The sequence below is a fragment of the Halovenus rubra genome (assembly GCF_026586665.1).
GTDB classification, from domain to species: Archaea; Halobacteriota; Halobacteria; order Halobacteriales; family Haloarculaceae; genus Halovenus; species Halovenus rubra.
On sequence record NZ_JAODIY010000009.1, the window covers coordinates 199,729 to 224,241 of the forward strand.

At 54.2% G+C, this 24,513-nt stretch carries 24 protein-coding genes and 1 tRNA gene; 13 read left to right on the top strand and 12 right to left on the bottom strand.

Going from position 1 to position 24,513, the window contains the following annotated elements; translation table 11 throughout:
* Positions 1-8 precede the first annotated feature (8 nt).
* Positions 9-407: a helix-turn-helix domain-containing protein gene (locus tag N5098_RS07945; protein WP_267637232.1), complete on the bottom strand. Its 399-nt coding sequence runs from the start codon at positions 405-407 to the stop codon at positions 9-11.
* A 201-nt stretch (positions 408-608) separates the two neighbouring features.
* Here N5098_RS07945 and pyk point away from each other — a divergent pair, with 201 nt between their 5' ends.
* Both pyk and N5098_RS07955 read left to right on the top strand, forming a co-directional pair.
* Positions 609-2,366, top strand: coding sequence for a pyruvate kinase (pyk, locus tag N5098_RS07950; protein WP_267637233.1), 1,758 nt, complete (start codon positions 609-611; stop codon positions 2,364-2,366).
* Between the two features lie 44 nt (positions 2,367-2,410).
* Positions 2,411-2,713, top strand: a complete 303-nt coding sequence (locus N5098_RS07955) for a DUF5779 family protein (protein ID WP_267637234.1) — start codon at positions 2,411-2,413, stop codon at positions 2,711-2,713.
* Here N5098_RS07955 and N5098_RS07960 read toward each other — a convergent pair.
* Positions 2,710-3,399, bottom strand: a complete 690-nt coding sequence (locus tag N5098_RS07960) for a VOC family protein (RefSeq protein WP_267637235.1) — start codon at positions 3,397-3,399, stop codon at positions 2,710-2,712. The genes N5098_RS07955 and N5098_RS07960 overlap by 4 nt on opposite strands.
* 46 nt (positions 3,400-3,445) lie before the next feature.
* Positions 3,446-4,039, bottom strand: a complete 594-nt coding sequence (locus N5098_RS07965; protein ID WP_267637236.1) for a hypothetical protein — start codon at positions 4,037-4,039, stop codon at positions 3,446-3,448.
* Between the two features lie 105 nt (positions 4,040-4,144).
* Here N5098_RS07965 and N5098_RS07970 point away from each other — a divergent pair, with 105 nt between their 5' ends.
* Together N5098_RS07970 and N5098_RS07975 are read left to right on the top strand one after the other, a co-directional pair.
* On the top strand, positions 4,145-4,819 hold the full coding sequence (locus N5098_RS07970; RefSeq protein WP_267637237.1) for a hypothetical protein: 675 nt from the start codon (positions 4,145-4,147) through the stop codon (positions 4,817-4,819).
* 87 nt (positions 4,820-4,906) lie between these two features.
* Complete coding sequence (locus N5098_RS07975) at positions 4,907-5,326, top strand: JAB/MPN domain protein-containing protein (protein ID WP_267637238.1); 420 nt, start codon at positions 4,907-4,909, stop codon at positions 5,324-5,326.
* A 27-nt stretch (positions 5,327-5,353) separates the two neighbouring features.
* Here N5098_RS07975 and N5098_RS07980 read toward each other — a convergent pair whose 3' ends face one another.
* From N5098_RS07980 to N5098_RS07995, 4 genes are all read right to left on the bottom strand, one after another.
* On the bottom strand, positions 5,354-6,538 hold the full coding sequence (locus N5098_RS07980; protein WP_267637239.1) for a M24 family metallopeptidase: 1,185 nt from the start codon (positions 6,536-6,538) through the stop codon (positions 5,354-5,356).
* A gap of 115 nt (positions 6,539-6,653) precedes the next feature.
* Positions 6,654-8,915: a CDC48 family AAA ATPase gene (locus N5098_RS07985; RefSeq protein WP_267637240.1), complete on the bottom strand. Its 2,262-nt coding sequence runs from the start codon at positions 8,913-8,915 to the stop codon at positions 6,654-6,656.
* Positions 8,912-9,142: a DUF7127 family protein gene (locus N5098_RS07990; RefSeq protein ID WP_267637241.1), complete on the bottom strand. Its 231-nt coding sequence runs from the start codon at positions 9,140-9,142 to the stop codon at positions 8,912-8,914. Before N5098_RS07990 ends, N5098_RS07985 begins: the two co-directional genes overlap by 4 nt.
* 221 nt (positions 9,143-9,363) lie before the next feature.
* Positions 9,364-9,654 (bottom strand): hypothetical protein, encoded by a 291-nt coding sequence (locus N5098_RS07995; protein ID WP_267637242.1) that lies wholly within the window; start codon positions 9,652-9,654, stop codon positions 9,364-9,366.
* A gap of 133 nt (positions 9,655-9,787) precedes the next feature.
* Here N5098_RS07995 and pepF point away from each other — a divergent pair, with 133 nt between their 5' ends.
* Positions 9,788-11,578 (top strand): oligoendopeptidase F, encoded by a 1,791-nt coding sequence (gene pepF / locus N5098_RS08000; RefSeq protein WP_267637243.1) that lies wholly within the window; start codon positions 9,788-9,790, stop codon positions 11,576-11,578.
* Between the two features lie 94 nt (positions 11,579-11,672).
* On the top strand, positions 11,673-12,893 hold the full coding sequence (gene pan2 / locus N5098_RS08005; RefSeq protein WP_267637244.1) for a proteasome-activating nucleotidase Pan2: 1,221 nt from the start codon (positions 11,673-11,675) through the stop codon (positions 12,891-12,893).
* 273 nt (positions 12,894-13,166) lie between these two features.
* Here pan2 and N5098_RS08010 read toward each other — a convergent pair whose 3' ends face one another.
* Both N5098_RS08010 and N5098_RS08015 read right to left on the bottom strand, forming a co-directional pair.
* Positions 13,167-14,555: an erythromycin esterase family protein gene (locus N5098_RS08010; protein WP_267637245.1), complete on the bottom strand. Its 1,389-nt coding sequence runs from the start codon at positions 14,553-14,555 to the stop codon at positions 13,167-13,169.
* Between the two features lie 234 nt (positions 14,556-14,789).
* Positions 14,790-15,005, bottom strand: coding sequence for a hypothetical protein (locus N5098_RS08015; protein ID WP_267637246.1), 216 nt, complete (start codon positions 15,003-15,005; stop codon positions 14,790-14,792).
* 189 nt (positions 15,006-15,194) lie between these two features.
* Here N5098_RS08015 and N5098_RS08020 point away from each other — a divergent pair, with 189 nt between their 5' ends.
* From N5098_RS08020 to N5098_RS08035, 4 genes are all read left to right on the top strand, one after another.
* Complete coding sequence (locus N5098_RS08020) at positions 15,195-16,397, top strand: ABC transporter substrate-binding protein (RefSeq protein WP_267637247.1); 1,203 nt, start codon at positions 15,195-15,197, stop codon at positions 16,395-16,397.
* Between the two features lie 772 nt (positions 16,398-17,169).
* Complete coding sequence (dinB, locus tag N5098_RS08025; protein ID WP_267637248.1) at positions 17,170-18,390, top strand: DNA polymerase IV; 1,221 nt, start codon at positions 17,170-17,172, stop codon at positions 18,388-18,390.
* Between the two features lie 55 nt (positions 18,391-18,445).
* Positions 18,446-19,081 (top strand): winged helix-turn-helix domain-containing protein, encoded by a 636-nt coding sequence (locus N5098_RS08030; RefSeq protein ID WP_267637249.1) that lies wholly within the window; start codon positions 18,446-18,448, stop codon positions 19,079-19,081.
* 61 nt (positions 19,082-19,142) lie between these two features.
* A complete protein-coding gene (locus N5098_RS08035; protein ID WP_267637250.1) occupies positions 19,143-19,637 on the top strand; it encodes a phosphopantetheine adenylyltransferase in 495 nt (164 codons plus the stop codon).
* Here N5098_RS08035 and N5098_RS08040 read toward each other — a convergent pair whose 3' ends face one another.
* Entirely contained in the window at positions 19,638-19,946 is a 309-nt protein-coding gene (locus N5098_RS08040) for a transcription initiation factor IIB family protein (RefSeq protein WP_267637251.1), read from the bottom strand. It lies immediately after the preceding gene.
* Positions 19,947-20,028: 82 nt separating this feature from the next.
* On the opposite strand from N5098_RS08040, the gene N5098_RS08045 reads away from it, so the two are divergent.
* Together N5098_RS08045 and N5098_RS08050 are read left to right on the top strand one after the other, a co-directional pair.
* Positions 20,029-20,113: transfer RNA gene (locus N5098_RS08045), tRNA-Leu, on the top strand.
* A 45-nt stretch (positions 20,114-20,158) separates the two neighbouring features.
* Complete coding sequence (locus N5098_RS08050; RefSeq protein ID WP_267637252.1) at positions 20,159-21,178, top strand: tyrosine-type recombinase/integrase; 1,020 nt, start codon at positions 20,159-20,161, stop codon at positions 21,176-21,178.
* 42 nt (positions 21,179-21,220) lie between these two features.
* On the opposite strand, the gene N5098_RS08055 is transcribed toward N5098_RS08050, so the two are convergent.
* A complete protein-coding gene (locus tag N5098_RS08055) occupies positions 21,221-21,994 on the bottom strand; it encodes a helix-turn-helix domain-containing protein (protein ID WP_267637253.1) in 774 nt (257 codons plus the stop codon).
* Between the two features lie 529 nt (positions 21,995-22,523).
* On the opposite strand from N5098_RS08055, the gene N5098_RS08060 reads away from it, so the two are divergent.
* Complete coding sequence (locus N5098_RS08060) at positions 22,524-23,399, top strand: hypothetical protein (protein ID WP_267637254.1); 876 nt, start codon at positions 22,524-22,526, stop codon at positions 23,397-23,399.
* Between the two features lie 772 nt (positions 23,400-24,171).
* Here the strand turns inward: N5098_RS08060 and N5098_RS08065 are convergent.
* Entirely contained in the window at positions 24,172-24,447 is a 276-nt protein-coding gene (locus N5098_RS08065; RefSeq protein WP_267637255.1) for a hypothetical protein, read from the bottom strand.
* Positions 24,448-24,513: the final 66 nt, after the last annotated feature.

The window sequence follows — 24,513 nt, forward strand, 5'->3', positions numbered from 1 at the left end:
CTGACTGGTTAGTCAGCGCCAGCCAGAATGGACTGCCCAGACTCTGTTGGGTTATCGTGCATGATAGAAAGCTGAATATCACCTTCGAGAGAGACGTGCACATCGTCGACTGACCGAACATATTCGCTGGTGTGCTTGCCATTCCGTGAAAGCCGAAGTTGCTCCTCAAGGAGTCCAGTCTCGGTCAGCAGTTCGAGCTTTCTGTACGCAGTCGACAACGCCAACTCACACGTCTCCGAGAGTTCGTTAGCGGTAAGTGACTCTCCGTCTGTGGCTTCCAGAATTGCACGACAGTCTTCATCTTCGAGCGCTCCAAGCAGCGCCTCGACCTCAGTTGGTTCGCTGATTATCGTCTCTGTATCTGCCCCGTGAGGTTGTTTCGGCCTCGCACGCGGTGTCTGGCTCATACCTGTATGTCTCATCGCGTTACCAACCAGTGTATACCACAGATATCGTGGGTGCTTTTTATACCCTTCCTGCGGTATTACGGGACTCCTCTCTGGAAGGGGCACAATTTTGGGAGTGCCCCTGCAATCGGCTGATATGAAAGGTCCCGCCGTCATGTGTAGCACAGGGCTCGAAGTTATCGTAACCGTGGAGGGTGTCCTGTGAACAACGCAGCAAAGATCGTCTGTACGCTGGGTCCAGCCTCCGATGATTCGGAGACTATCCGCGAACTGGCCGAAGCTGGCATGTCGGTCACGCGGCTCAACGCCAGCCATGGCAGTCCGGACAACAGACGCAAACTCATTGACCGCGTGCGTCGTGTCGACGATGATGTGTCGTTCCCGATTGCAGTCATTCTTGACCTCCCCGGTCCGGAGGTCCGGACAGCCGCTATTGATAGCTCCGTCAAACTCGTGGATGGGTCGTCGGTTGATCTGTTCGAGGGTGAGACAGCAACGCCCGAGCAAGTCGGTCTCTCTACGAGTATTGAAGCTGTCGAGGACGGTGACGAGATACTCATCGACGACGGCCGTCTTGAACTGCGCGTTAGGGCTGTTGATGGGAAAACCGTAACGGCAACTGTCAGATCCGGCGGCGAGTTGACAAGTCGGTGTGGAGTCAACGTTCCGGGCGTCACCCTTGGCCTCCCGACGATTACCGAGCGCGACAGGCGAGAACTCGACGTTGCCTCAGAGAAAGATGTCGACTTCGTCGCCGCAAGCTTCGTCAGAACTGCAGAGGATATCTACGAAATCGGTGCCGCACTCGAAGAACGTGGCGCTGATATCCCGATTATAGCCAAAATCGAACGGGCTGCTGCTGTTGAGAATATTGACGAGATTATCGACGCCGCCGACGGGGTCATGGTCGCACGAGGCGACCTCGGTGTCGAGTGCCCGCTCGAAGATGTCCCAATGATACAAAAGCGAATCATCCGGTCGTGTAACCGCGCAGGCAAGCCAGTTATCACTGCGACCGAGATGCTCGACTCTATGATACACGAGCGCCGGCCCACGCGTGCGGAGACATCTGATGTGGCCAACGCTGTCCTCGATGGGACAGATGCGGTCATGCTCTCAGGTGAGACAGCAATCGGTGACCATCCAGTTCGCGTTGTCGAGACGATGGCGCGGGTTATCCAAGATGTCGAAGAGAGCGATGAGTACAACGAACTCAGAGAGAATCGGGTTCCGCAGGCAGACGAGACACGAACTGACGCGCTCGCCCGCTCTGCACGATTTCTCGCCCGCGACATCGGGGCGAGTGCGGTTGTTGCCGCAAGTGAGTCAGGCTATACGGCAATGAAAGCCGCAAAATACCGGCCAAATATCCCCGTCGTCGCAGCGACGCCTGAAGACGAAGTGCGACGACAACTCGCTCTCACGTGGGGCATCATTCCGCGACAAGTTTCTTACAGAGGGGATAGCGCTGATTCAATCATCCAAAATGCTGTCCAGTCTGCTATCGACACCGGTGCTGTTGAGGGCGGTGACACCGTCGTGGTGCTTTCAGGTATGATGACCGAGTACGACGAACTTGACACCGCCAATATGCTGAAAGTTCACGTTGCCTCCGAAGCAGTCGTCTCCGGTCGGCCGGTCCTTTCGGGGTTCGTGACCGGCCCGTTGTTCCGTGCTGAAGACGGCGATCTGACCAAGTGCCCAGAAGGGGCGATTGTCGCACTCCCCGCTGGATTCGACGATGAGTTTATCGGAGAGATTTCGAAGCTGGGCGGCATTATCGACGCACACCAGGGGTCGACAAGCTATGCAGCAATCGTTGCCCGAGAGCTTGAGATTCCGATGATTAGCTACGCCACAGTTCCGGATGACATCGACACTGGGAGCGAAATTAGTCTCGATGCAGAACGTGGCGTGGTGTACAGTGAACCGATTCGGACAGAACCCTCGCGCGATTGACCGCGGCCAGCAGTTTTTTGAGAACAGCCACCGAGGTGACGCGTATGAGTGATTTCGATGGACTCGATCTCCAAGCTGTCGAAGACCAAATGGACGACGAAAGTGATGATAACAGGAGTCATCGGGTTGTGCTCGGTGTCCTCGATGGGACGACCCAGCCATCAGAGTGGGTCGAGGTTGTCGCTGACGGTGGGGTTCTGGTGTTGAACATTGCAGGAGACTTGAACCAACTGGCTTCCGAGTTTGCCAGCGATATCAACGATGCCGGGGGAAATCTTGTCCACTTTCGGGACTTTCTCATCGTCTCGCCGCCAGACGTCGAGATTGATGCCGAGAGACTCGACTAACTGGTGTCGACTAACGTCACGTAGTGCCCGTCAACGTCGCGAATACGAATCCCGTCTTCCTGTTCATCAATAGTGAGGACATCAGTGCGAACCTTGTCGACAATCTTTGCTGGCTCTTCGACAGTCACGCCCATGTCGACGTGGACACCGCCTCTTGCATCTGCAATCCCCAGCTGTGGTTCCCAGAGCTCTATTGCAAAGGAGTCTGCATTCATGCGAACCCGGCGGCGGTCATCTCCCCGGTCAACGACTTCGAATCCTAGCCGTTCGTAGAGGTCGACAGCCCGACCGAGCTGTTCGACCTCCATGACGACTTCGAACACCCCGTCGACTCCGGGTCCATCAACGTCTGCTTGGCCAAGTTCAACACAGTTGCCGTCCGGGTCATAGAAGTACAGCGACTGTGAGTCGCCAAAGCTGTGTTCAACCAACTCAAAGCGCTGTTTGAGTTGCTCGTACCAGGCATCGTACTCCCCAGCCGGAATCGAGAGAGCATAGTGTGTGTGCACACCTCCCCGAGGGAGACGACCGGGTTCTCTGAGAACAAGGTCTGTTTCCCCCACAGTGAGGATTACCTCTCCTCCGCGTCGTGAGTGAGTTTCAAGATCCAGAAACGCCTCGTAAAACGCCTCTGCTCGGTCGAGATACTTTGTCTCGAGTGCGAGCCATTGAAGAGAGTTAACCATATTCAATTATTCATTGGCGTGGATTAAAACAGTACCTGATACCGCATTAAACTGAGAATACAAGCCGCTCGCGTCCCTCAAATCCGGACGGCGGCTGGAGGGAATGAGTTACCTCAACGATATCGACGCGTGGTGGTAGCTCCTCAACCAATGTGACGATTCGGGCTCGCTGGCCCGGAGGCAGCTCCACCTGTCGGGTGTGACAGCCGGGTCCAAGCTGTGCCGGGTCAAGTGTCAACCGTGCTGGCTTGTACGTATACTCGTCGTCGCCGATGAACTTTGTTCGTGTAGACTGCCACTTCAGCGGGCTGTCGGTGGTGTTTTTGACATCGAATAGCGCGACCACGTATTCCCCGCTTCCGTCTGTCTGGTGGCTGTAGACAAACTCCTCGATATCAACAGTTGGGAGACCAACAAGAGTCGCCTGAACCGAATCTGAGTAGACGGTGACTGCATCAGTTCGCGATAACCGACCGGACACTGCATCCGTGAGAGTTTCGGCGTCTGTGCTATCTCTCCGCTGTGGGTTGTTTTTTTTCCTATTACCGGTCGAAAGCTTGTTTTCGCGCTTGGAAGTCGAGTCAGGACGCTCGCGGCTGTACCGTTCAATATCTCCGTCGCCGCGTTCCTCGTCACTCATTGTCGCATCTTACACGGGAGTGCTATGAATAGCCTTCGGTGGATTCTGAGCGTACCTTCGCAGTTAGGAGTTCCCTTTTTACCCTCGACGCTCAACGATGCGTATATGAAAGCATCTGATTCAGCGACTGACTGGAAAAAAATCGACCGGTTCGACGACGGCATTGGATGGATTGCTTATCCAGACGAGACGATGCAACGGGCGAGTCACGCAATAACAGACGGCGACGATGTATGGCTCGTTGATCCTGTTGACGCCGATGGTATCGACGACCTGTTAGCTGAGTATGGGGAGGTAGCAGGTGTCATCATCCTCCTCGACCGTCACAAGCGCGACACTGCAGCATTGGCCCGCAGACACGATGTCTCGGTCTGGATTCCAACGTTCATGGAGTCTGTCGCCCAAGAGATCGACGCACCCGTCGAACGGTTCCGTCATGACCTCGCAGATACACGGTTTGCTGTTCACGAGCTAATTAACAACCGTTTTTGGACCGAAGCAGTTCTTCACGACCCTGACAGTGGCTCCTTGGTCGTCCCCGAAGCTGTCGGAACGACCTCGTATTTCCGGACACATACCGAAGATCTGGGGGTACATCCGATGCTTAGAATGACGCCGCCCCGAAAGCTCACCCGACTAGAAGCAAATAGTATCCGCGTCGGGCACGGATCTGGCATCAACAAAGCAACGACAGAGCAACTCCATAGCGCGGTCGACGGTGCCCGACGGCGCGCACCGCACCTCGTATACAAGAATGTGAAAAACATGGTCTTCAGCTGAGGGCTACTGGCATCACGTTGGCTTGCTTCGAATTGCGGTTTCTGTTCCTGCGAGTTCTATAAGTTGTTCCCGCCCAAATTGGCTGTTGTGATACACATTACGCGTGGACTCGTCGATACCCTATTGCGTCTCGCCGAGGAATCTGACCCCGACAAGCGGACAATTCCGCTGGCAGTAACCCGGGCAGAGAAACTGCCACAGACGAGTCTTTCGGACGAGACGCCGGTGTTTACGCACTTCTATATGTCGAGCAAGGGTGATGCGCTCAACGCAATTTTTGGAGTTGATATGAAGACACCAGCAGCACAAACGCCTGGCATCTTTGTCTCCCACCCAATCAGTGAACTGGAGGTCACAAAGAAAGATGACCTCCGAGAGATTGTCTTTATTGCCGTCCCCCCGTGGTCGACGGACTCTTTCAAAGTATTTGATAGGAAAGGAAACGAACAGGACCTGACGCTGTTGGACATCGAACCACCACAAGAAACGCACCTGGCCGACAACTAACAAGCAGGAAACCGCTCTGATCGGTGCTTACTCCCCGATAATGAACTGCTCCTCATAGTCGACGAGATTCTCGTATCCGTCTTCAGTCACAACCACGAAATCTTCAATCCTGACACCGCCGATATCAGGGTCGTAGAGGCCCGGTTCGACAGTGATGACGTGCCCAGGGTGGAGTTCGCCTCCCTTTGGTGAAACGCTTGGCTGCTCGTGAACGTCAAGCCCGAGGCCGTGGCCTGTGCTGTGAATAAACCCAGTTTCGGTTGTCGGTTCGGAGCGGAGTGTCGGGTAGCCAGCCTGCTCGTAGATATCACAGACGGCAGCGTGTACCGCTTCGCCGGTTACACCCGGTTCGATTGCATCGAATGCGGCCTCTTTGGCCGTCTGGGTGAGCTCGTACCACTCCCGGAGCGTGTCGTCTTCTGGCTCGCCATGGCAGAATGTACGAGTCATGTCTGCGTGATACTTTGTCTGCTTGTTTTGTGGGAAGATATCGATGATGATGCTCTCCCCGGCCCGGAGGGGACCACTCCCGCGGTCGTGTGGGTCTGCAGCGTCGCTTCCACAGGCAACGATAGTTTCGTCTAGGCCACAGCCATGACGGAGCAGAGTCAGCTCGATTTCTTTGGTGACCTGTTCACTTGTCAGAACGCTTTCATCGTGGACGAGCCGTCCTTTATTATCGACAGCCGCGGTATCGATGAGTTCCTCGGCGCGAGCCATTGCGGCCTCGTTTGCGCGTTGTGCCTCGCAGATATGGTCGACTTCCTCTTCTTTTTTTGTTGCGCGAATCTCTGTGATAACTTCGCGGTCGTCGGCAGTAACCTCGATATCGTGGTTTCGCAATAAGTCGGCTGTTTCCAGCGGAAATCGCGGTGGTGTGGCGATCGATTCGACCCCGTGTTCATCAAGGAACGCTTTGAGAACGCGCCCGCGAGCCTCGTCGGTATCGTACTCTTTGAGCAGTGATTCGAAATTGTAGTCTGAACCGCGCTTGACGGTGTCCGCTTGGGCCTCTTTCTTTGCACGCCCATATTCGAGACTGCGGAAGAAAAAGAGGTGGATATCCCCGTTATAGAGCGCAACAAACGGGTCCGGAGCTTCGAATCCCGAGAGGTAATAGAGGTCTGAGTTATCGGAATCAGCGTCAATGAGGTAGCCGTCGGTGTCTGTTTCGGCGAGATACGAGTCGAGGGCTGTAAAATCGGGCTCCATATTTGGGGATCGGCCGGTGGGTACTTAGAGATTAAGACAACTGGACACCATCACCAGAGAGGCGCAAACGGACACCACCTTCTGAGGCAGACAATACTATGGCCGTCTTTGGGAATTAGTGGAACGTCCGGCCAACGTCGTTATTTTTCGTGTCGGGTTCCTCTGTGTCGAACTGCTCTTCGATTTCCTCGTAGCGCTCTCGCGTGTCTTCTGTGACGCTTGGGCTAACCTCGTCGAGAGCTTCCTCAAAGTGCTCCATTGTTACGCGGACGTTTCCAACGCTGTCAGTAACTTCTTCAGGAGAGACGCTGTTGATGAACTCCCGCGACGCTGCCATAGATGCCTCACGACAGACTGCCTCGATATCTGCGCCGACGTACCCGTTAGTTCGCTCAGCGAGCGTTTCGAGGTCGATATCATCAGCAAGGGGTTTTTCTCCGGTGTGAACGTCGAATATTTTCTGTCGAGCATCCTCGTCGGGCACTGGGACGTGGACGTGGCGGTCTAGGCGTCCCGGTCGCAACAGTGCTGTATCGATGAGGTCTGGACGATTTGTCGTTGCGATGACGACGACATCTTCGAGTTCTTCGAGACCGTCTAGCTCGGTCAGGAGCTGAGAGACAACGCGTTCACCGACACCAGATTCACTCATACTGTGTCCACGCTCGGTGGCAATCGAGTCGATTTCGTCGAAAAACACTACTGTCGGCGCGTTTGATCGGGCCTTCTCGAATATCTCTCTGACGCCTTTTTCGCTTTCTCCGACGTACTTGTCGAGGAGCTCAGGGCCTTTGATTGAGATGAAGTTGCTCTGTGCCTCGTTAGCTATTGCTTTTGCCAGCAACGTCTTGCCTGTCCCGGGAGGCCCGTACATGAGAACACCTTTTGCCGCCTGCATATCCATCTCTTCAAACACCTCAGGATACTCTAGGGGCCATTGGATTGTCTCACGGAGGCGCTCTTTGGTGTCTTCGAGACCCCCAACTTGCTTCCATGTGACATCGGGAACCTCGACAAACACTTCTCGCAGGGCGGAGGGCTCGATACCTTTCATCGCCTGCTTGAAGTCTGTTGCTGTGATGCGAAGTTGTTCGAGCGTTTCGGCGTCGATTTCGTCTTCTTCGAGGTCGAGATGGGGACGAACTCGGCGGAGTGCGTTCATTGCCGCTTCCTTGGCGAGTTGCTCGATGTCCGCGCCGACGAACCCGTGCGTGCTCTCGGCGTACATCTCTAGGTTAATCTCATCGACAAGTGGCATGCCGCGAGTGTGTACCTGAAGAATCTCCTTGCGACCATCCTTGTCGGGGACACCGACCTCAATCTCTCGGTCGAACCGGCCGCCACGGCGCAGTGCCGGGTCAAGTGCGTCGACGCGATTAGTTGCACCGATGACGATAACCTGTCCCCGGTCTTCGAGTCCGTCCATCAGGGAGAGTAACTGAGCGACGACGCGGCGCTCAACATCACCGGACGTCTCCCCGCGTTTTGGCGCAATAGAGTCCAATTCATCGATAAAAATGACTGCAGGGTCGTTCTCGGCCGCTTCTTCAAAGACTTCACGGAGTTTCTCTTCACTTTCACCGTAGTATTTCGACATAATCTCCGGACCAGAGATATCCGTGAAGTATGCATCAATCTCGTTTGCGACGGCCTGTGCCATCAGTGTCTTGCCTGTCCCGGGTGGACCGTGCAAGAGGACACCTTTGGGCGGTTCAATGCCAAGTTGCTGGAACAGTTCAGGGTGGCGCATCGGCAACTCAATCATTTCCCGGACCTGCTCTAACTCGTCGTCGAGCCCACCAATATCCTCGTAGCTAACGTTGGGAGCGACCGCTTTTTTACTCTCTTCGCCAGCAATCTGCTCGGCAGGTTGTTCGCTGATAGTGATATCTGTCGAATCAGCTACAACCACCGTTCCGTCTGGTTCTGTATCGGCAATCCGAAGCGGTATTTTCTGGCCCGACATCGACGAGAGCGGGCCAAGTCCGAACGAAATCTGGACAGTCTGACCCTGAGTCACCGCTTGGCCACTCAGGTTTTGTTGTATCATCGGCGCGACGTTCCCTCGGACCTTGAGGTTTTGTGGGAGTGCAACCGTGAGGCTCTTTGCGGGCTGAACATCTGCTTTCTCGACGTTTACGCCATCGTCGATTCCGGTTCCGGTTTCTTGACGGAGACGACCATCAATTCGGACTACCCCCCGACCGCCGTCTTCGGGATAGCCGGGCCAGACACGGGCGACGGTTCGCCCGCCCTCGCCTTCGATGAGAATGTAGTCTCCGTTCTCAAGGTTCATCTCGTCCATTGCTTGTCTGTCTACCGCAGCCAGTCCACGGCCAGCATCCTTTTGTTTGAGCGGCTTGACGGTAAGTTTCATTCTTCTACCTCGATAGTAAGAACGTTATTATTCATAAACACTTGTGCGTCGTGGGGAATTTCAATTTCGTACTGCTCTTTGTCGCCAACAATAATGGCTGTGTTGTCGACGACGTCGACAGTGCCGTTGGCACTAGGGCCGAGATCAACAACGTACTCTGTCTCGTCGTCGTACTCAAACCGACGACTCTCAAACTGTTTTTCTCTCAGCGTTTGCCTCAGACTCATACTAACTGCAGGTTAGTGGTTGAATAATATAAATCTTTTCCTTAGTTTTTAAGTATATTGCCTATATTCGCAGAAGTGCTTGATTGTAGTTCAGAAATCGTTTCGAGGAGACAGCAAGGATACTGGCACCACACATTACGATGAGGAGAAGTACGAGTAACGAAGACGAGCTGGTGGATTAGACCCATCATCCAGGACCAACAAACCACTTATACTGCCTATCAGTCCTCAAATAACTGCCAGAGTACCTGGTCATCGTCGGTAAGCTCGTCTAATCGCCCGGCAAACAGGAAGCCGCCGAGGATGAACGAAACACCACTTAGAACACTGAGGAGTACGACGATCGGTAGGTTCTGTGTTGAAAGAAACACAGTTGTCGCAGCTAGCGCCCCAAGAAACCCCGCGGTGACTGCAAGTGTAAACAGAATGCTGCGACGGCGCTCGGTCGTGTTTGATTCAAACAGCTGTGCCCGGTTCCTGACGGCTGCCAGTCGTTTGTCAATTGAGCTCATTTCACATACTCCGTATGTACTATATATGCTCATTGTACTTTAGCCTTCGTCAGACGTGAGTTCTCTCGTATTTTGTTGTCCTCTCCCAAAGACAGGGGAACACTTACATTGGGAAGGTCCAAATCCTCGGTGGATGAGTTCAGTCCCCAACCGAAGTGAGATTGACGAGCAGTACCGATGGGAGTTGAGTTCCCTCTTTGACAGTGACGAAGCTTGGGAAGAAGCGTTCGAGACCGTCTCAGAAGAGATATCAACCCTTCGTGAATTTGAAGGCAGTTTAACAGAGGATGCAACGCGACTCGCCAATTTCTTCGAGCATCACGAGGAAATTATGCGGCAAGTTGAGGATGTTACAACATACGCGCGCCTGCGTAGCCATGAAGACACCCGCGAGAGCGAGACACAGGCGATGGCCTCCCGGGCGATGTCACTGTACACTGATGCAAGTGCGGCGACAAGCTTTTTCGAGCCCGAAATACAGGAACTCGACGAAGCGGCTATTACAGAACTTGTTGAAGACGAACCAGAACTCGAAACCTACGAACACTACATCGACGACGTGTTGCGACAGAAGCCACATACACGCTCGGAAGAAATAGAGGAACTACTCGCCGATCTTGGCGAGGTCACCGGTGCGCCGGGCGAGATATACAACAAACTCGCAAACGCTGATATGACGTTCCCGACTGTTGAGGGACCAGATGGCGACGAAAAAGAAATTACGCTCAGCAACTTTACGACATTCCTCAAAAATCCGGACCGCGAGTTCCGCCAGCGAGTGTACGAAGCGTACTTTGACGAGTGGGGGACAGTGCGCAACGCTGTCGGGACGGCCTACCGGAACAGCGTAAAGAAAAACGAAAAAATCGCCGCCGCACGGCAGTATGAAAGTGCCCGTCAAGGGGCATTGGACGACCCTAACGTCCCCACTGAAGTGTACGATACACTTGTCGATACGGTACGGGATAATCTCGGGACCCTTCACAGACACGCAGAACTCAAACAGCAAGTACTGGATGTCGATGACCTCCAGATGTGGGACCTCTACGTGCCGATGGTCGATGATGAAGGGCCAGATATCCCCTACAGCGAAGCGGCCGAACACGTTATCGACGCTGTTGAGCCGCTGGGCGATGCTTACCAGTCCCGTCTTGCGGAGGGCCTTGACTCTCGTTGGGTCGACGTCTACGAGACAGAAGGGAAACGGTCCGGGGCTTACAGCAGCGGTACCTACGACTCACAGCCCTATATCCTGATGAACTATCAGGACGATGTTTCGTCGATGTTTACGCTGGCACATGAACTCGGCCACTCGATGCATTCCGAACTGGCCAGCGAGAGCCAACCGTACGTTTATGCCGACTACACGCTGTTTATCGCCGAAATCGCGTCTACGGTCAATGAGACGCTGCTAACCCATCACCTGCTCGAAACTGTCGAAGACGAACACTTCCGTCGTCACGTTCTCAATGAGTATCTAGAACGGTTCCGGTCAACGCTGTTCCGGCAGACGATGTTCGCCGAGTTCGAACACCGTGCACACCAACTCTCACAAGAAGGGAAACCCCTCACCTCTGACGCACTTGATGACCTCTTCGCAGAAATCAAGGGCGACTACTACGAGCCAGCAGAGTTGGACGACCGTATTGCCCGCGAGTGGATGCGGATTCCGCATTTCTACCGGGCCTTCTATGTGTTCCAATACTCGACAGGTATTTCGGCGGCGGTGTCACTAGTCGAGTCGATTCGTGAAGAGGGAGAGCCAGCGGCCAAACAGTATCGAGAGCTGCTCCGAAGCGGTTCGAACGGGTACCCACTTGAAATTCTCAAGCAGGCTGGCGTTGACCTGACCGAGCCGACACCAATCGAACAGACCATTGCTGTCTACGAGGAGACGCTCGACGAACTCGAAACACTCCTCTGAAAACGGCGGTCAGCCGAACGGACACAAGAACTGGTAAGTAGCAAACGACTCCCGAAAACCTTTATTCCGCGCCATCTAAATAGTCTGTATCCAAATGTCTCGAAGTCCATCACTTCCGGAGCGCCCACGCTTAGATTTGGACCCGGATATGTCTCCAGACGAGCGTCTTGAAGCGCTCAGAGAACATTTCGAGGAAGTTATTCAGGTAAACGCAAAACTCGAAGAGCAACTGGATACCGCACAGAAGCGCCGTGAAGCGCTGACGGGTGAAGTTGACTCTCTCGAACGCGAAAACCGGACGCTGAAATCTTCGTCACTGTACGTTGCAACAGCAGAAGAGGTCCTCGACGATGGAATCGTTATCAAACAACATGGTAATAATCAGGAGGTGCTGACTGAAAACGCCGCTGGAATCGACGAAGAGCTAGAAGCTGGTGACAGGGTGGCTATCGATGACTCATTCGGTATTCAAGCTATCCTTGACCCCGAAACAGACGCCCGTGCACAGGCGATGCAGATAGACCAAAGCCCCAAAGTGACGTATGAGGATATCGGCGGACTCGAAGAACAGGTACAAGAAGTCGTCGAGACTGTCGAAGACCCACTGAGCGACCCTGCACAGTTCAAAACGGTCGGGATAGAACCGCCGTCGGGTGTTCTCCTCCATGGTCCCCCGGGTACGGGTAAGACGATGCTCGCCAAGGCTGTCGCCAACGAGACGGATGCTACGTTTATCAAGATGGCTGGTTCGGAACTCGTCCAGAAGTTCATCGGCGAAGGAGCAAAGCTTGTTCGTGACCTGTTCGAGCTTGCAAGCGAACACGAACCTGCCGTTATCTTTATCGACGAGATAGACGCTATCGCGTCCAAGCGAACCGAGTCAAAGACATCAGGCGACGCAGAGGTCCAGCGGACGATGATGCAACTCCTCTCGGAGATGGATGGTTTCGAGGAGCGTGGTAACATCCGTATTATCGCCGCGACAAACCGGTTCGACATGCTTGACCGTGCCATTCTTCGGCCCGGTCGGTTCGACCGGCTCATCGAAGTCCCCGAACCGGACTGGAACGGCCGCGAAGCTATCCTACAGATTCATACCGAAGATATGAATCTCGGAGACGATGTGGAGTTGGGGACAATTGCCAACAAAACAGAGGGCTTTACCGGTGCCGAACTCTCCTCGCTTGCTACTGAGGCAGGCATGTTCGCCATCCGCGCTGAACGGACTGAGATTACGATGTCTGACTTCGACGATGCTCTCCAGAAAGTGAGCGAAGAGGACAACACCAACGGGACGCCAATCGCGTTCGCCTAATTGCTGACCGTTTCGGTCTCGTACACAGTGCCGACTAGCCTCGCTTGTCAACTGCCTCGGGGTCAAGCCCCGTGGCATCCGCCTTGATTTCTTCTGTGAATGTCTGGTGTCGGTCGGCAAAGACAGGCTTTGGGCCCTCAGTATGACTGTAACAAATAACACAGCGGCGGGACAACCAGTGCCGAGAGCGCCTCTGGGAAAAGCCCGCAAACTCGCCGATGGTCTCGATAGCTGTCGGGCTCTTCGAGGCTGTCACACTGTGATCAGATCGCCCTACTCTGGAACATCACCGTCAACTGGGCGTGCACGGGTGGTCTCATCCACGAAACAGACAGCATCGAACGCCTCAGTATAGACGTACTCAGTGAGATACTCTCCAGGAGACCCCGAGTTATACATCGCGCCGACCGAGAAGTGGGGCTGTGGCTCGTTGAGATATGATTCGAGACGGTTATCGTCTTGTGCACTCTCGATATCGACCAATGTTGTGTCGATGTCAAGCTGATTGAGAGCGGCATCAACCGTCCCAGAAACGGGAGACTGAACTGTCTGTCCCCTGAGTTCGTAGGTTGATTCGTCGTCACGTTCGTTGGCCTGGCTGATTGCCTGGAACGAGCCACGGCCAAACGAAAATCCAACCGAGACGTATTCGTCGCCATAGCGGTCCGCGAGTATCTTCCCCATCGGAACTCCTTCTGCATCAGTCCCCCGGACAACGTGTTTCTGGCGGTTGATGTGTGCATCGTGGGCCCAGAGTACGATCTTATCTGCGTCCTCGAACTCAAGGAGCCAGTCGACGTTGTCCGCCATCGCCTGGTCTCGGACGCGAAGTAACTCTTCCATTGCGGTCGTCTGCTCGGCAGTCAATCCGTCTTCTGGATTCCCATCGTACTGTTTTCGTGCACGCCTGTACTCGGCGGCTTGCTTGAGAATCGTCAACTGGTGGCGGGCCAACTCGAAGGCTCGTTCTCCTTCTTTTTCGATGTAGTCGGCTCGGTGGGTATCAAGATGGTTCCGTAGCTCCGGAATGAGACGGTTTGTGACCGAGATTCTCCTCTCAGTCTGTTCGTCCTTATCCGGGTTCGTACCATCGTCATCGAGCGTTGCGAGAGCACTGTAAGTGTCCTCGGGAAGCGATGCCTCGACAGTATCGAAGTAGGATTCAAGATGGGCGACTGCTCCAGTCGTGTACTGAGCGTCGAACCCATAGAATCGGACTCTGTCAGCAAGCGGCCTCCCCTGATTGAATTCTCGGAGCCAGTTAACCATCGTGAGAACAGAGTCGACGTTCCAGGTCCAGAAGTAGATGCCGTTCAGTGCATCTTTGGGGTCGCCCCTGCCGTGGACGACGTACTCGTTTATTGCAAGCGTTTCCGGCGCGTTTGCCTCCATCGCAAACACACGAACGTCATGGTTACAGACCAGATGTCGCAGGAAGCGGTGTTTGAGTTGGAAGAACTCTCGTGTTCCATGTGTTGCCTCACCGAGTGCAATGACCTGCGCGTCGGCAAACAGACTGGAGATAGCGGAGGCCTGCTCAAACTCCGCTGTCGGATTTGTCCCCCCCAGATCGATTGTGTGTTTTTCCAGAGCGGCCAGCTCGTCATCAGAGAGTGTGCTTGGTACGATTCGACTATTGTCCTGTGGTGCGTTGTCTGTCATAGCTGCTAGTGGTAGTTACTGGATGAATCAGTACGACGGACGCATTTGCAGACTTTCTGCAAAGAACCACCTCAGGACCGAATCTGCTTCATTACTATACTTTTCCCTGTTGAAAAGAAAAAATCTACTGGTTTTGAAAAGAGCGTTCAAAGAAGCTGGTTCCATGCGAAGGGAACTGATTTGGGCCAGTCGTCGGCTGTGTCTGTGTTTGTAATACTAACACAGTCTGAAAGGCTAGTAGCTCGATATTTTCGTTCTGAAAAACACAGCCATCGCTATTCCAATTTCCACGGCGTTGGGATTTCGAATCGAAGCCGTGGCGAGATCGGTTTGGAAGGTTTCGATAGAAGTCTCGTCGACTTCCTCGACGACCATATCGTCGGTCCGGGCCGTCACCTCACTCGTCAAGGCCGTCCGTATATCGTTGTTGGAATTGTTCTTCAGCGTCATCTGGCCGGTCGAACGATCCAGATTACAGGGAGATATAACGTACCCCTCTATCTTGACGGTAATAAGATATATCTCCAGTCTATTGGAGAGAAAAACCAAAACACATGAACGCATTTTAGGCTATCCTAAAAATATGGCAAATGAAGAGAAAGCAAAACATATAAGCGTTTTTAGGCTGACCTAAAAAACATGGCAGATGAAGAGAACTTCGTCTTGGAAGGCTGTAAGCGTCGCAGAGATATACTGAAAACTGGCTGTAGCATCGTAGGTAGTGGGTTAATTGCCGGCTGTATCAGCGACAGCAATACCTCATCGTCGGATGAGACTCCTACGACAACACCATCAGACGAGCAGCCAACGGCAAAAAGCGACGACCCAACACCGTACGAGGTAACAGTCAAACCAGCCGGAACACATACATTCGAGTCGGTCCCCGAAACTTATGCGAGTTTTATTGGGGTTTGGATGGATATCGCGATGGCATTTGGCATCAAGCCATCGGCGATGATGTCTCTTGAGGAAAACCAATTGAAATACTACAAACAGCTTCCTGACGTTACTGTTGACCTGGACTCTGTACGGACACTGATGGACTCCGCCGACTCAGAGTTCGACAAGGAAGTTTTCTACGATGTTGATGCTGATGTACACTTGATGGACCCCCGGCTTATCAGGTATTACTCGGGATGGGAAGACAAGGAAATTAAAGAGATAAATCGCAGTGTCGGGCCGATATTGGGATCGACAATCCGTTTCCCGATGGGGAGTGACTCATACTACACACTGTACGAAGCCTTCGAGAAGGGAGCTAAAATCTTCCAGCGACAAGAGCAGTACGACGCATGGGTAACTCTCAAAGACGAGGTATTTTCGGAGGTACAGTCGCGTCTTCCGGACGACAAACCGACTGTCGGTGCTTTCATCATCCGCTTCGATACTGAAGGAAAAAACCTGATGGCGGCAGAGATCGATGCATTCCGAAACGATACAAGAACATTGCGTAAACTTGGCGTTAATAGTGCGTTCAAGGGGGATACCTACGTCCGGTACAAGAAAATCGGTCCTGAGAAACTCCTTGAAGTCGATCCAGAATATATCGGCCTCGTCGGTAATCTGACGACATCAGATCATGAGTCCTTTCAGCAAACCCTCGAAGCAGCGAAAAACGACGAAACGATGAGTGCGTTGACTGCGGTACAAAACGAGAACTTCGTCCGAACAGCTGGAGCAAATATGGGGCCCATTAGCGACCTCTTTTCCGTAGAGGCGGCCGCGATGCAGCTGTACCCCGACGAGTTTGGCGAGTGGCCTGGCTCTATTGGAGATATTCCCACGGAAAATCAGTTATTCGACCGACAGCGGGTTTCTGACATCATCAACCAACGAATGTAAGTTTCCCGTCAGAGTGTGGTTTGTGTCGCCAAGAGGTGTATCACTCTTTTCGAATACGTCAACTAGAGAAATGGAAACCGACTGGCACCAATCGCAGTCCCACCCCCACAACGCAGTCGATCTCGCTAGCTTCGCTGCCGATAACGGTTACTAATAAAACCCAGCAAAATTTCAGCCAAGAGAGTGGCACAGCCATCGGTACACCTGCTTGACCGCGAGATCGGGGCGTTCACAACGAGCGAATAGATGGTGTCGTAGACCAGCAAATATCACAACCTGCGGTACGGGAAGCCTCGCCGTTTGCCGTGAGGGGGATGTCACATACGGTAAATTCCGCGAAATTATCCTACTGTGTACCGTTTACAACAACAGGCAGTCGCTGAAATTACGAAAGCAAGCTACGTCTAACAATTCAGCAGGTCTGGTGAGTGTTGATACCTTCTAGGCAATAATCTCCACATCATTCGAGGGCATCACGAATCCCGACAAGAGCACTATCTGACACACGACATCGATATCACCGAATAGTATTGTGTTATGTTTACTTCACCAAGCACGTTAGTATTTAAAGACCGAAATAATTAAGTATGACAAACGTTAACATGTATATGAGGCTCCGGTACGCGGAGCTTCCGACGGGAACCACCGTCGCTGGGAACTGGGTATTGGTACCGAAGTTCAGGCAACGCGCTACGATAACGCTGGCCAGCACCCTCGTGGCACCCTCATGGGGAACAGGGAAATTTAGAAGGGCTGGTTACGAATACTGGGCATGGGCCGTCTGTCTCGCCTTCCGGGGACGGAGGGCGGCGAAGACCTCATCTGTCATGTCGACATGGACTGCTTTTATGCAGCGTGTGAACGGTTACGAGAGCCTGCGCTCCGTGGTCAACCTGTTGTTGTCGGGATGGGGTATGAACCGGGAAACGATATTGGCGCAGTCGCGACGGCTAGCTACGAGGCCCGTGAGTACGGTGTCGAAAGCGCTCAGGCTATTTCTGAGGCACTGAAACAGCTCCCACGAAAACGAGAGGCAGCAAAAGATGCAGAGCTGTCAGTCTCAGAGGCAGGGTTCTACCGACCAGTTGATATGCCGTTTTATGAGTCGGTTGCAACCGAAGTCAAAGAGATTCTCGAGACAAAAGCAGCTGTTGTTCGGGAAGTGAGTATCGACGAAGCTTACCTCGATATCACCGACAGAACCGGGTGGGAAGAGGTTGAAGAGTTTTGTCGCGCGCTTAAAGACGAGATAGCGACTGCTGTTGGGGTGACAGCTAGCATCGGCGTTGCTCCAACGATGAGTGCCTCAAAGGTGGCAAGCGACCACGACAAGCCAGATGGACTTGTCATCGTCCGTCCTGGGAACGTTGCTGAGTTTTTTGCACCACTTGATGTCGAAGCGGTCCACGGTATCGGACCCGTGACGGCCGAGCAGTTACGGCAAGAAGGAATCGAGACTGCGGGGGACGTAGCACAGGCAGACCCAGTAACTCTGGAATCGTGGTTTGGGGAACGTGGCCGGCGAATCTACCGTTTTTCCCGGGGAGAAGACGACCGCTCGGTCGAACCCCGGGGAAAACCAAAGAGCTTCTCTCGGGAATCTGCCTTCGCACAGGCAACTGCTGATATTAACAAACAACAGGAGCGGATACAGACACTGGCAACGGCCGTCGCCGGACGAGCGAGTGGACGTGACGTGCTCTACCAGACAATTAGCGTCAAGGTCGTTACCCCTCCGTTCAACGTACAGACTCGCGCTCAAAGCCTTCCAGGTCCGGTCGCTGACGCGGAACTCGTCGAACGCGTCGCAAAGGACCTGTTTGAGGAGTTCGAGGGAGAACGCGTTCGAAAGCTTGGAGTCAGAGTTGCGAACCTCTCGTTTACTGAGGAGACACAGTCACAACTAGGGGAATGGGAAGAAAAGACAGACAGTGACTCCTCACCCGACCCAAACCGGCGTTCTGGCCAGCACTCACTCACGGAGTACGAGTGAAAACCAGCCAAGGGTTTAAATTGGGCAATCGCTTGTGTCCTTCTAGAAACAACGTATGTCTACCGATGATACAGAAAACGGAGAAGGAGACGAGCATGATTTAGATGATAACGAAAAGGAAAACGACAGAGAACAGACACAGACAAGTGAAGACGACGAGGTAATTGGGCCAGACGTACGGGAACGTTTAGGCGAAGGCGCAGACAAAGCCATCGAACAGTTTGATGAGGGCCTGATTGACCTTCTGGCCTGGATGCTTGAAACGGAAACGCGTGCACGCATCTATATCAGCCTCCGTAACGAGCCCGACCAGACGAGCGATGAAATCGCGGAACGGACCGGACTCTATCCCAGTACTGTCAGAGAAGCGCTTGCATCGCTCCATGACGATGATATTGTGACTCGGAGCAAGCGCCAAAACGCTGGGGCAGGGAACAACCCCTACGAGTACAGCGCGATGCCCCCGAGCGACCTTGTTGGCGATGTAGTCGATGATATCCAGCACCACTTGAACTCGGTGTTCAACCTCGACAAGTATATGGACCACAGTTCAGAGTCCGACAACACAAGCGAACCGGTAACAATCACTGTCACCGAAGAATCTGACGGAGCCAACCACGACGAAGCAAACACAGACGACGACTCCACACGAAAGGATATTGATGACAGTGAGAAAGACAACGAGGAGTGAACCGCCAGCCGGGTGAGTCTGGTTCGCAGAAGCTAAACGTCCCGGCCCTCTGAAGATAGACATGAAAGTCGCCCTGGGTGGAACGTTCGACCCGGTTCATGATGGGCATCGAGCGTTGTTCGACCGTGCGTTCGAACTCGGTCCTGTAACACTCGGATTGACAAGTGATATCCTAGCTCCGAAAACCAGAAGCGAGGACCGGCCAGTTCGCGATTATCACAGTCGACGTGAGACGCTTGAGACAGAGTTGCAGGAGGTTGCAACTGAGTATGACCACGAGTATGATATCAAGAAGTTAGGAGAGCCGACTGGGATTGCGACCGACCCGGAATTCGACGTACTTGTTGTCTCACCGGAGACAAAAACTGGCGGGAAGCGTATCAACGAAATCCGGCGACAGAACGGACTAGACCCACTCACACTAGAGGTCGTCGACTTCGTTTATGCAGACGATGGCGAGAAAATCACATCGACACGAATCCTTCGTGGAGTTATTGACGAACACGGGAACCTGACACCTGACCGTGATGGCCAGATGAGTGCAGGCACAGACTGACTACCAATCTGGAGCTTCGAGTCCCGTCGCTTCGAGTTGTTCTTTCCAGTGTTTTTGCACAGAGAGTCGCGAGACGCCGACAGCATCAGCCACGGCCTGCTGGGAGGTTCCGTCACCAGCAACGAGTGCCCCGACATAAATCGACGCTGCGAGTTTGGTCTGTTTGGAGCGCTCTTCTTCAGGAACCGTTGAGAGGAATACGTCACGCGCACGAGAGCGAGCAGCAGTACCGAGGTCAAGACGGTCGGCTGCGACTTCAAGTTGGGCAAGCCAGTCGGCGTTATCTCGTTCGTCACTTGCTCGATACACGCCCAGAGGTAGTGCGTCGGTGGTAATAAATACTGGCCGAGAGCGAAGCGTTCTTATTTGTGGTGAAAGTACTGGAAAATGAGCGCGGGTAACCAAGCTAGGCCAAAGGTGCAGCGCTTAGGACGCTGTCCCGTAGGGGTCCGCCGGTTCAAATCCGGTCCCGCGCACTACCATCCTCATGCAGTCCCGTGGTTTTGCTTGTGCACACAAGCATGACACCCAATCATAACGAACGCTGTGCCATTCAAATCGAGCCCTCACGCTCGATTCAAATCGTTCCCGAACCGAACGAAAAACACCTGAACGAACAGCAACACGCAGACTACCGTGAGTACCGCTGGAAGTTCATCCAGTGGATGAGGAACGAGGGGAAGAACCCCGAGAAAGCCGAAGGCTACAGCGATTACACCGCGTACGAAAGCGCTTACCGAACCGCAAGGTTCGACCGATGGACGTGGTCGAAAACAGAACGTTACTCGGTCCCGCCCGAGCCTGCGCTCGCAACTGAGTACATCGAAGAAGACGTCATTTACCGCGACGTGAGCAACGCCACGAAAGGCAAAACTGAGGAGGCTCTCGCCCGGTACTACCGGTATCTCGCGGACAATCACCCGGGGTGCGAGTGGGAACACGACCAACGATTCAGCTCATCAGGCGACGACTCTCCCCGCGACTATCTGACCCGGCGTGAACGCAGACGGGTCAGGGAAGCCGCGCTCGCAACGGAGAGTTGGCGTGAAGCCACGATCGTACTGACGAGCCTTGACGCCGCGCTCAGACCCGTAGAAGTCGCACGCGCCAAGGCTGGGTGGGTCGATACCGATAACATGCTACTCCGTATCCCGCGTGAAGATTCGAGCAAGAACACGGATAACTGGCGAACAAGCTTAACGAGTAGAACGGCGGAAGCGTTGGAGCACTGGTTGGAAGACCGCGCAGAGGACCCGATGTACGACGAACGAGAGGCACTGTGGTTAACGAGGGAAGGCACCCAGTATTCGAGCCGGTCACTCGCCCGACTACTCAGACGGTTATGCGACAAAGCGGACATCGACACGGGCGGACGGAAAATGACGTGGTATAGCGTGAGACACAGCACTGGGACGTATGTCGCAGCAGAGCGGGACTTGAAGGCCGCTAAGGATCAGTTGAGACACCAAACCCCGGTGACGACGATGAAATATGATCAGGTGCCGGCGGAACAACGTAGAAGCGCGTTAGAGCAAATCTGAGAACACCGCGGGTGAGAGGCAGGCACCCCAAACCCGCCCACGTCACTCCTCAGTATCCTCTCCTTCGAGCCCGTACCGCTCGCAGTTATCGACCGCCCGCCCAATCGTCCGTGGAGACACTCCTAACCGGTCAGCAGCCTCCCGCTTGTTGATGTCCTCATTGAGTCGCATCGAGATCACCGCGCGGACGTCCTCGATGTTTGGACCCGGAACCAGTTCACCATCGACCTTCTCATACCCGAGTGGCGGCCGTCCAGCTTGCGCGGTCTCAGGCAACCACCGCTGGACGTCCCGGACGTCCGCCCGCCGCTGCAACTCCAACCCGGCAGCATCGAGCCCATCCAACACCCCAAGTACATGCTCGCAATTCTCGCGGTTGATGTCGAATCCTTGTGAGACGACGTGCACCTCAACATCACCTTCGACCAGTTCACGGATACGATCGGCAATCACCCCATGAGTCCGACCGAACGACACGAAGCTGTCAACGAAGAAGTGAGGGATGCCACGAGCCACAGCGTAGTTGATCGCACCGTCAATACCCACATCACCAGGTGACCGGCCAAACCCGACACGACCTGTTCCCCCGTCCCCAACAGCGGTATTAACACCCATCTCCTCAGCATCGGCAACACCCCGGACGAACTTATCCCGCTCCGCCGCCCCGAGCCCAGAATCTGCGAGGACGTTAGTGACTGCGAGGACCTGCCGTAGCGGGTCTGCCACCGCGGACACCGTCTCCGCAGTCACGACAGCGACGAACGCCTCACCCGCAGTGTCACCGTCGTCGTCAGTACTGAACTCTGCGATATCCATCTGTGCCATGATTCTGTACGTAGAGGTTCTGCGTCGCTAGGTATAAGCTTTCGCGGGGTATTCTGTCGAAGGGTTCTGAAACCACTCGCAGAATACCCCGACAGAAGGTGAAACACCGCTGCAGAACCCCACGCGAAACGGAATCCCGGGTTGCAGAACCACCCGCGGAACGAAAATAACCGCCGCAGAAACCCACGCAGAACCCCCATCTCAGATAGTTGAGGGTTAAAAACACCGCGCGGTATCTAAGACGGCAAGAGGGGCTATAAAGAAACCTAAGCGCGTGGAACGACATTTGTCAGGGTTCAATATCGCCTCTCACGCCCGGATATGTGTGTTGATGTAGAGGGGGTGGAGGATTTACCTCCCAAGAGTCTGAGACGTTCCGGTGTCACTACGACGGCACTCATGCGCCGCTAGGCTTCGAAGTGTAATGCAACCCGCGGTCAGGATCCGTGTAACCCCCGCTGAAAACCACACGAAGAACCCCACGGCAAGGAGACATTATACCAGAACCAGAAAATAACATATGCGCGAGCACCCTCCAGATCCACGCGACCCGCACGACCCGAGACGACAATCCAGTAACAACGCGCCTGCCCCGCTCACCCGAGTTGATACCGGCGGGTTCACCAATCGGCACTTAGAGAAATACGGAATCACGAGCGATGAAGCCGTTTTCCTGAAGGCTGTCGTGAAAGCGATGAACAGTAACTTAGAAGGGTACAACCTCACAGAGTCGATGTCATCCACAATCAAAACACTGTACGACATTGACGACGACAAACTCCAAGATCTGGGTTATCTGAAACTCCATACAGGAGTTGCGCGAAGACGCTATTACACCGTCACATCGGAAGGACAGAGAGCGTGCCGGATGACGAAGGAGCACGGGTTCGACATCGGCGATCCCGGTGATGACACCCCGCACAGAGTCGGTGTTGAGCTCACCAGGCAGTACTACTTAGCGCGCGACGACGTCAGACGAGTGGAAGTCTCACCGCGCGAGGGCGGGAGTAGAACTGACTTAGTAGTAGTTGACACTGACCCGAAACGCATCGCTACAATCGAGGTGGAAGGAGGGCGCGTCAGCGCTGACCCGGGGGTGCCTGACGACGTGAGCAGCGGGATTAACGACTATTCGAGCCTGCGACACGATTACCGCGTTCTGGCGGATGCTGATGGGGAGTCTGTGTGGGTCGTTCGGAATCACGAAGTGGCTGCGAATATGCTCAGGGCGTTGACTGCTGGCGAGACGATTCCCGTGAACCTCGATCGGGAGACTATCAGAGGGATTGAGAGCGGGAGGGTGAAGATTGGTGAGTTCAACGACGAACTCGATGCGTTCGATGCACCAGGGATTGATAGGGTGCTGACGTTCCAGCAGCTCCGGAACCGACTCTGATTTTCGCGGGAGAAGTTGTTTCCGACGTTTGACGCTCATGCGCCGCTGGGCTTCGAAGAGTGTCACGCGAACCCGCGGTCACGATCAGTGTCACGCAACCCGCCCGGGGTGCAGGGACGACGACGACAGTCACGATCGACACGAACCTGTCAACGCTCACACGCCGCCAGTGCTCACCCCACAACAACCGCTCACACGCCGCGTAACACTATCCCAGTCAAAGAGACACTAATCCCCGAACAACTCGAAACACCTCGCTGGCGCGTACGCACGCGACAGCAAGAAGGACACGACCATCGATCCAGACGCAACGTCGAGGGGAACACAATTGAGCGCGGCACCCGCCGCGCCCTCACCATCGATTCCCACCTAACACGGGTTTTACAGCAGTTGACATCGTGGGTGTAAACCGAAAACCGCAACACTGCGACGGGGCCAACCCCGGTTTTACGCAATTGACGCAGTTTACGGAATCTCTCTAGGGGTTGTGAACACTAACAGGGACAGGGGCAGTCGAGACAGCGGACACATCACCTTGAGAGATACTGTAAAATCTGTAAAATGCGTAAAACCGAAGCCGATCTCTCCTTCTCAAAGCCTCTACCACCAGTTATCGTTTTACACCGCGATGTAAAACCGGTGTAAATTGGTGTAAACTACCAGTGGAGGTGTAATCCTCGCTTCTGTCGAAGAGGCGTCCAACTCTTCGGGGCTTTAAGGGGAACAGCAGGCTGTAATTCTGTGCCAGCAATCGGTGCAGTCTCAATCAGACTCAGCGAACATGGTTCCAGAACGCATCTCGATCATCGTTGTACAGATCGAGGTTCGCAGCTGCGCGTTTGCCACACTCGGTGAGTTCGTAGATTCCGCGCCCGGGTCGTTGTGCGAGTCCGTTGTCGCGGAGGTGTTTGAGGCGATCTTGGACGTATTGTTTCGAGTCTGTGGACTGTGCTTGGTCGAAGAGCATGCTCGGTGTTTGGCGACTCTCCTTGTTGAGGAGGGTGAGGAGTTCGCGGTCGGTGTCAAGCAGCGATGGGTGCTGGGCCATCATTTCTATTTATATACTTGCACCCCAAGCACTTATACTCCCGGGGTTGTTACTATTGGGTAGACG

Coding starts and splice junctions, on each gene's coding strand:
- N5098_RS08010 (WP_267637245.1), bottom strand. CDS start 14,555: ATGACAGACAACGCACCACAGGACAATAGTCGAATCGTACCAAGCACA.
- N5098_RS07985 (WP_267637240.1), bottom strand. CDS start 8,915: ATGAAACTTACCGTCAAGCCGCTCAAACAAAAGGATGCTGGCCGTGGA.
- N5098_RS07970 (WP_267637237.1), top strand. CDS start 4,145: ATGAAAGCATCTGATTCAGCGACTGACTGGAAAAAAATCGACCGGTTC.
- N5098_RS07980 (WP_267637239.1), bottom strand. CDS start 6,538: ATGGAGCCCGATTTTACAGCCCTCGACTCGTATCTCGCCGAAACAGAC.
- pepF (WP_267637243.1), top strand. CDS start 9,788: ATGAGTTCAGTCCCCAACCGAAGTGAGATTGACGAGCAGTACCGATGG.
- N5098_RS07995 (WP_267637242.1), bottom strand. CDS start 9,654: ATGAGCTCAATTGACAAACGACTGGCAGCCGTCAGGAACCGGGCACAG.
- N5098_RS08050 (WP_267637252.1), top strand. CDS start 20,159: ATGACACCCAATCATAACGAACGCTGTGCCATTCAAATCGAGCCCTCA.
- N5098_RS08055 (WP_267637253.1), bottom strand. CDS start 21,994: ATGGATATCGCAGAGTTCAGTACTGACGACGACGGTGACACTGCGGGT.
- pan2 (WP_267637244.1), top strand. CDS start 11,673: ATGTCTCGAAGTCCATCACTTCCGGAGCGCCCACGCTTAGATTTGGAC.
- N5098_RS07945 (WP_267637232.1), bottom strand. CDS start 407: ATGAGCCAGACACCGCGTGCGAGGCCGAAACAACCTCACGGGGCAGAT.
- N5098_RS08065 (WP_267637255.1), bottom strand. CDS start 24,447: ATGGCCCAGCACCCATCGCTGCTTGACACCGACCGCGAACTCCTCACC.
- N5098_RS08035 (WP_267637250.1), top strand. CDS start 19,143: ATGAAAGTCGCCCTGGGTGGAACGTTCGACCCGGTTCATGATGGGCAT.
- dinB (WP_267637248.1), top strand. CDS start 17,170: ATGGGCCGTCTGTCTCGCCTTCCGGGGACGGAGGGCGGCGAAGACCTC.
- N5098_RS08060 (WP_267637254.1), top strand. CDS start 22,524: ATGCGCGAGCACCCTCCAGATCCACGCGACCCGCACGACCCGAGACGA.
- N5098_RS08030 (WP_267637249.1), top strand. CDS start 18,446: ATGTCTACCGATGATACAGAAAACGGAGAAGGAGACGAGCATGATTTA.
- N5098_RS07990 (WP_267637241.1), bottom strand. CDS start 9,142: ATGAGTCTGAGGCAAACGCTGAGAGAAAAACAGTTTGAGAGTCGTCGG.
- N5098_RS08015 (WP_267637246.1), bottom strand. CDS start 15,005: ATGACGCTGAAGAACAATTCCAACAACGATATACGGACGGCCTTGACG.
- N5098_RS07960 (WP_267637235.1), bottom strand. CDS start 3,399: ATGGTTAACTCTCTTCAATGGCTCGCACTCGAGACAAAGTATCTCGAC.
- N5098_RS07955 (WP_267637234.1), top strand. CDS start 2,411: ATGAGTGATTTCGATGGACTCGATCTCCAAGCTGTCGAAGACCAAATG.
- N5098_RS08020 (WP_267637247.1), top strand. CDS start 15,195: ATGGCAGATGAAGAGAACTTCGTCTTGGAAGGCTGTAAGCGTCGCAGA.
- N5098_RS07965 (WP_267637236.1), bottom strand. CDS start 4,039: ATGAGTGACGAGGAACGCGGCGACGGAGATATTGAACGGTACAGCCGC.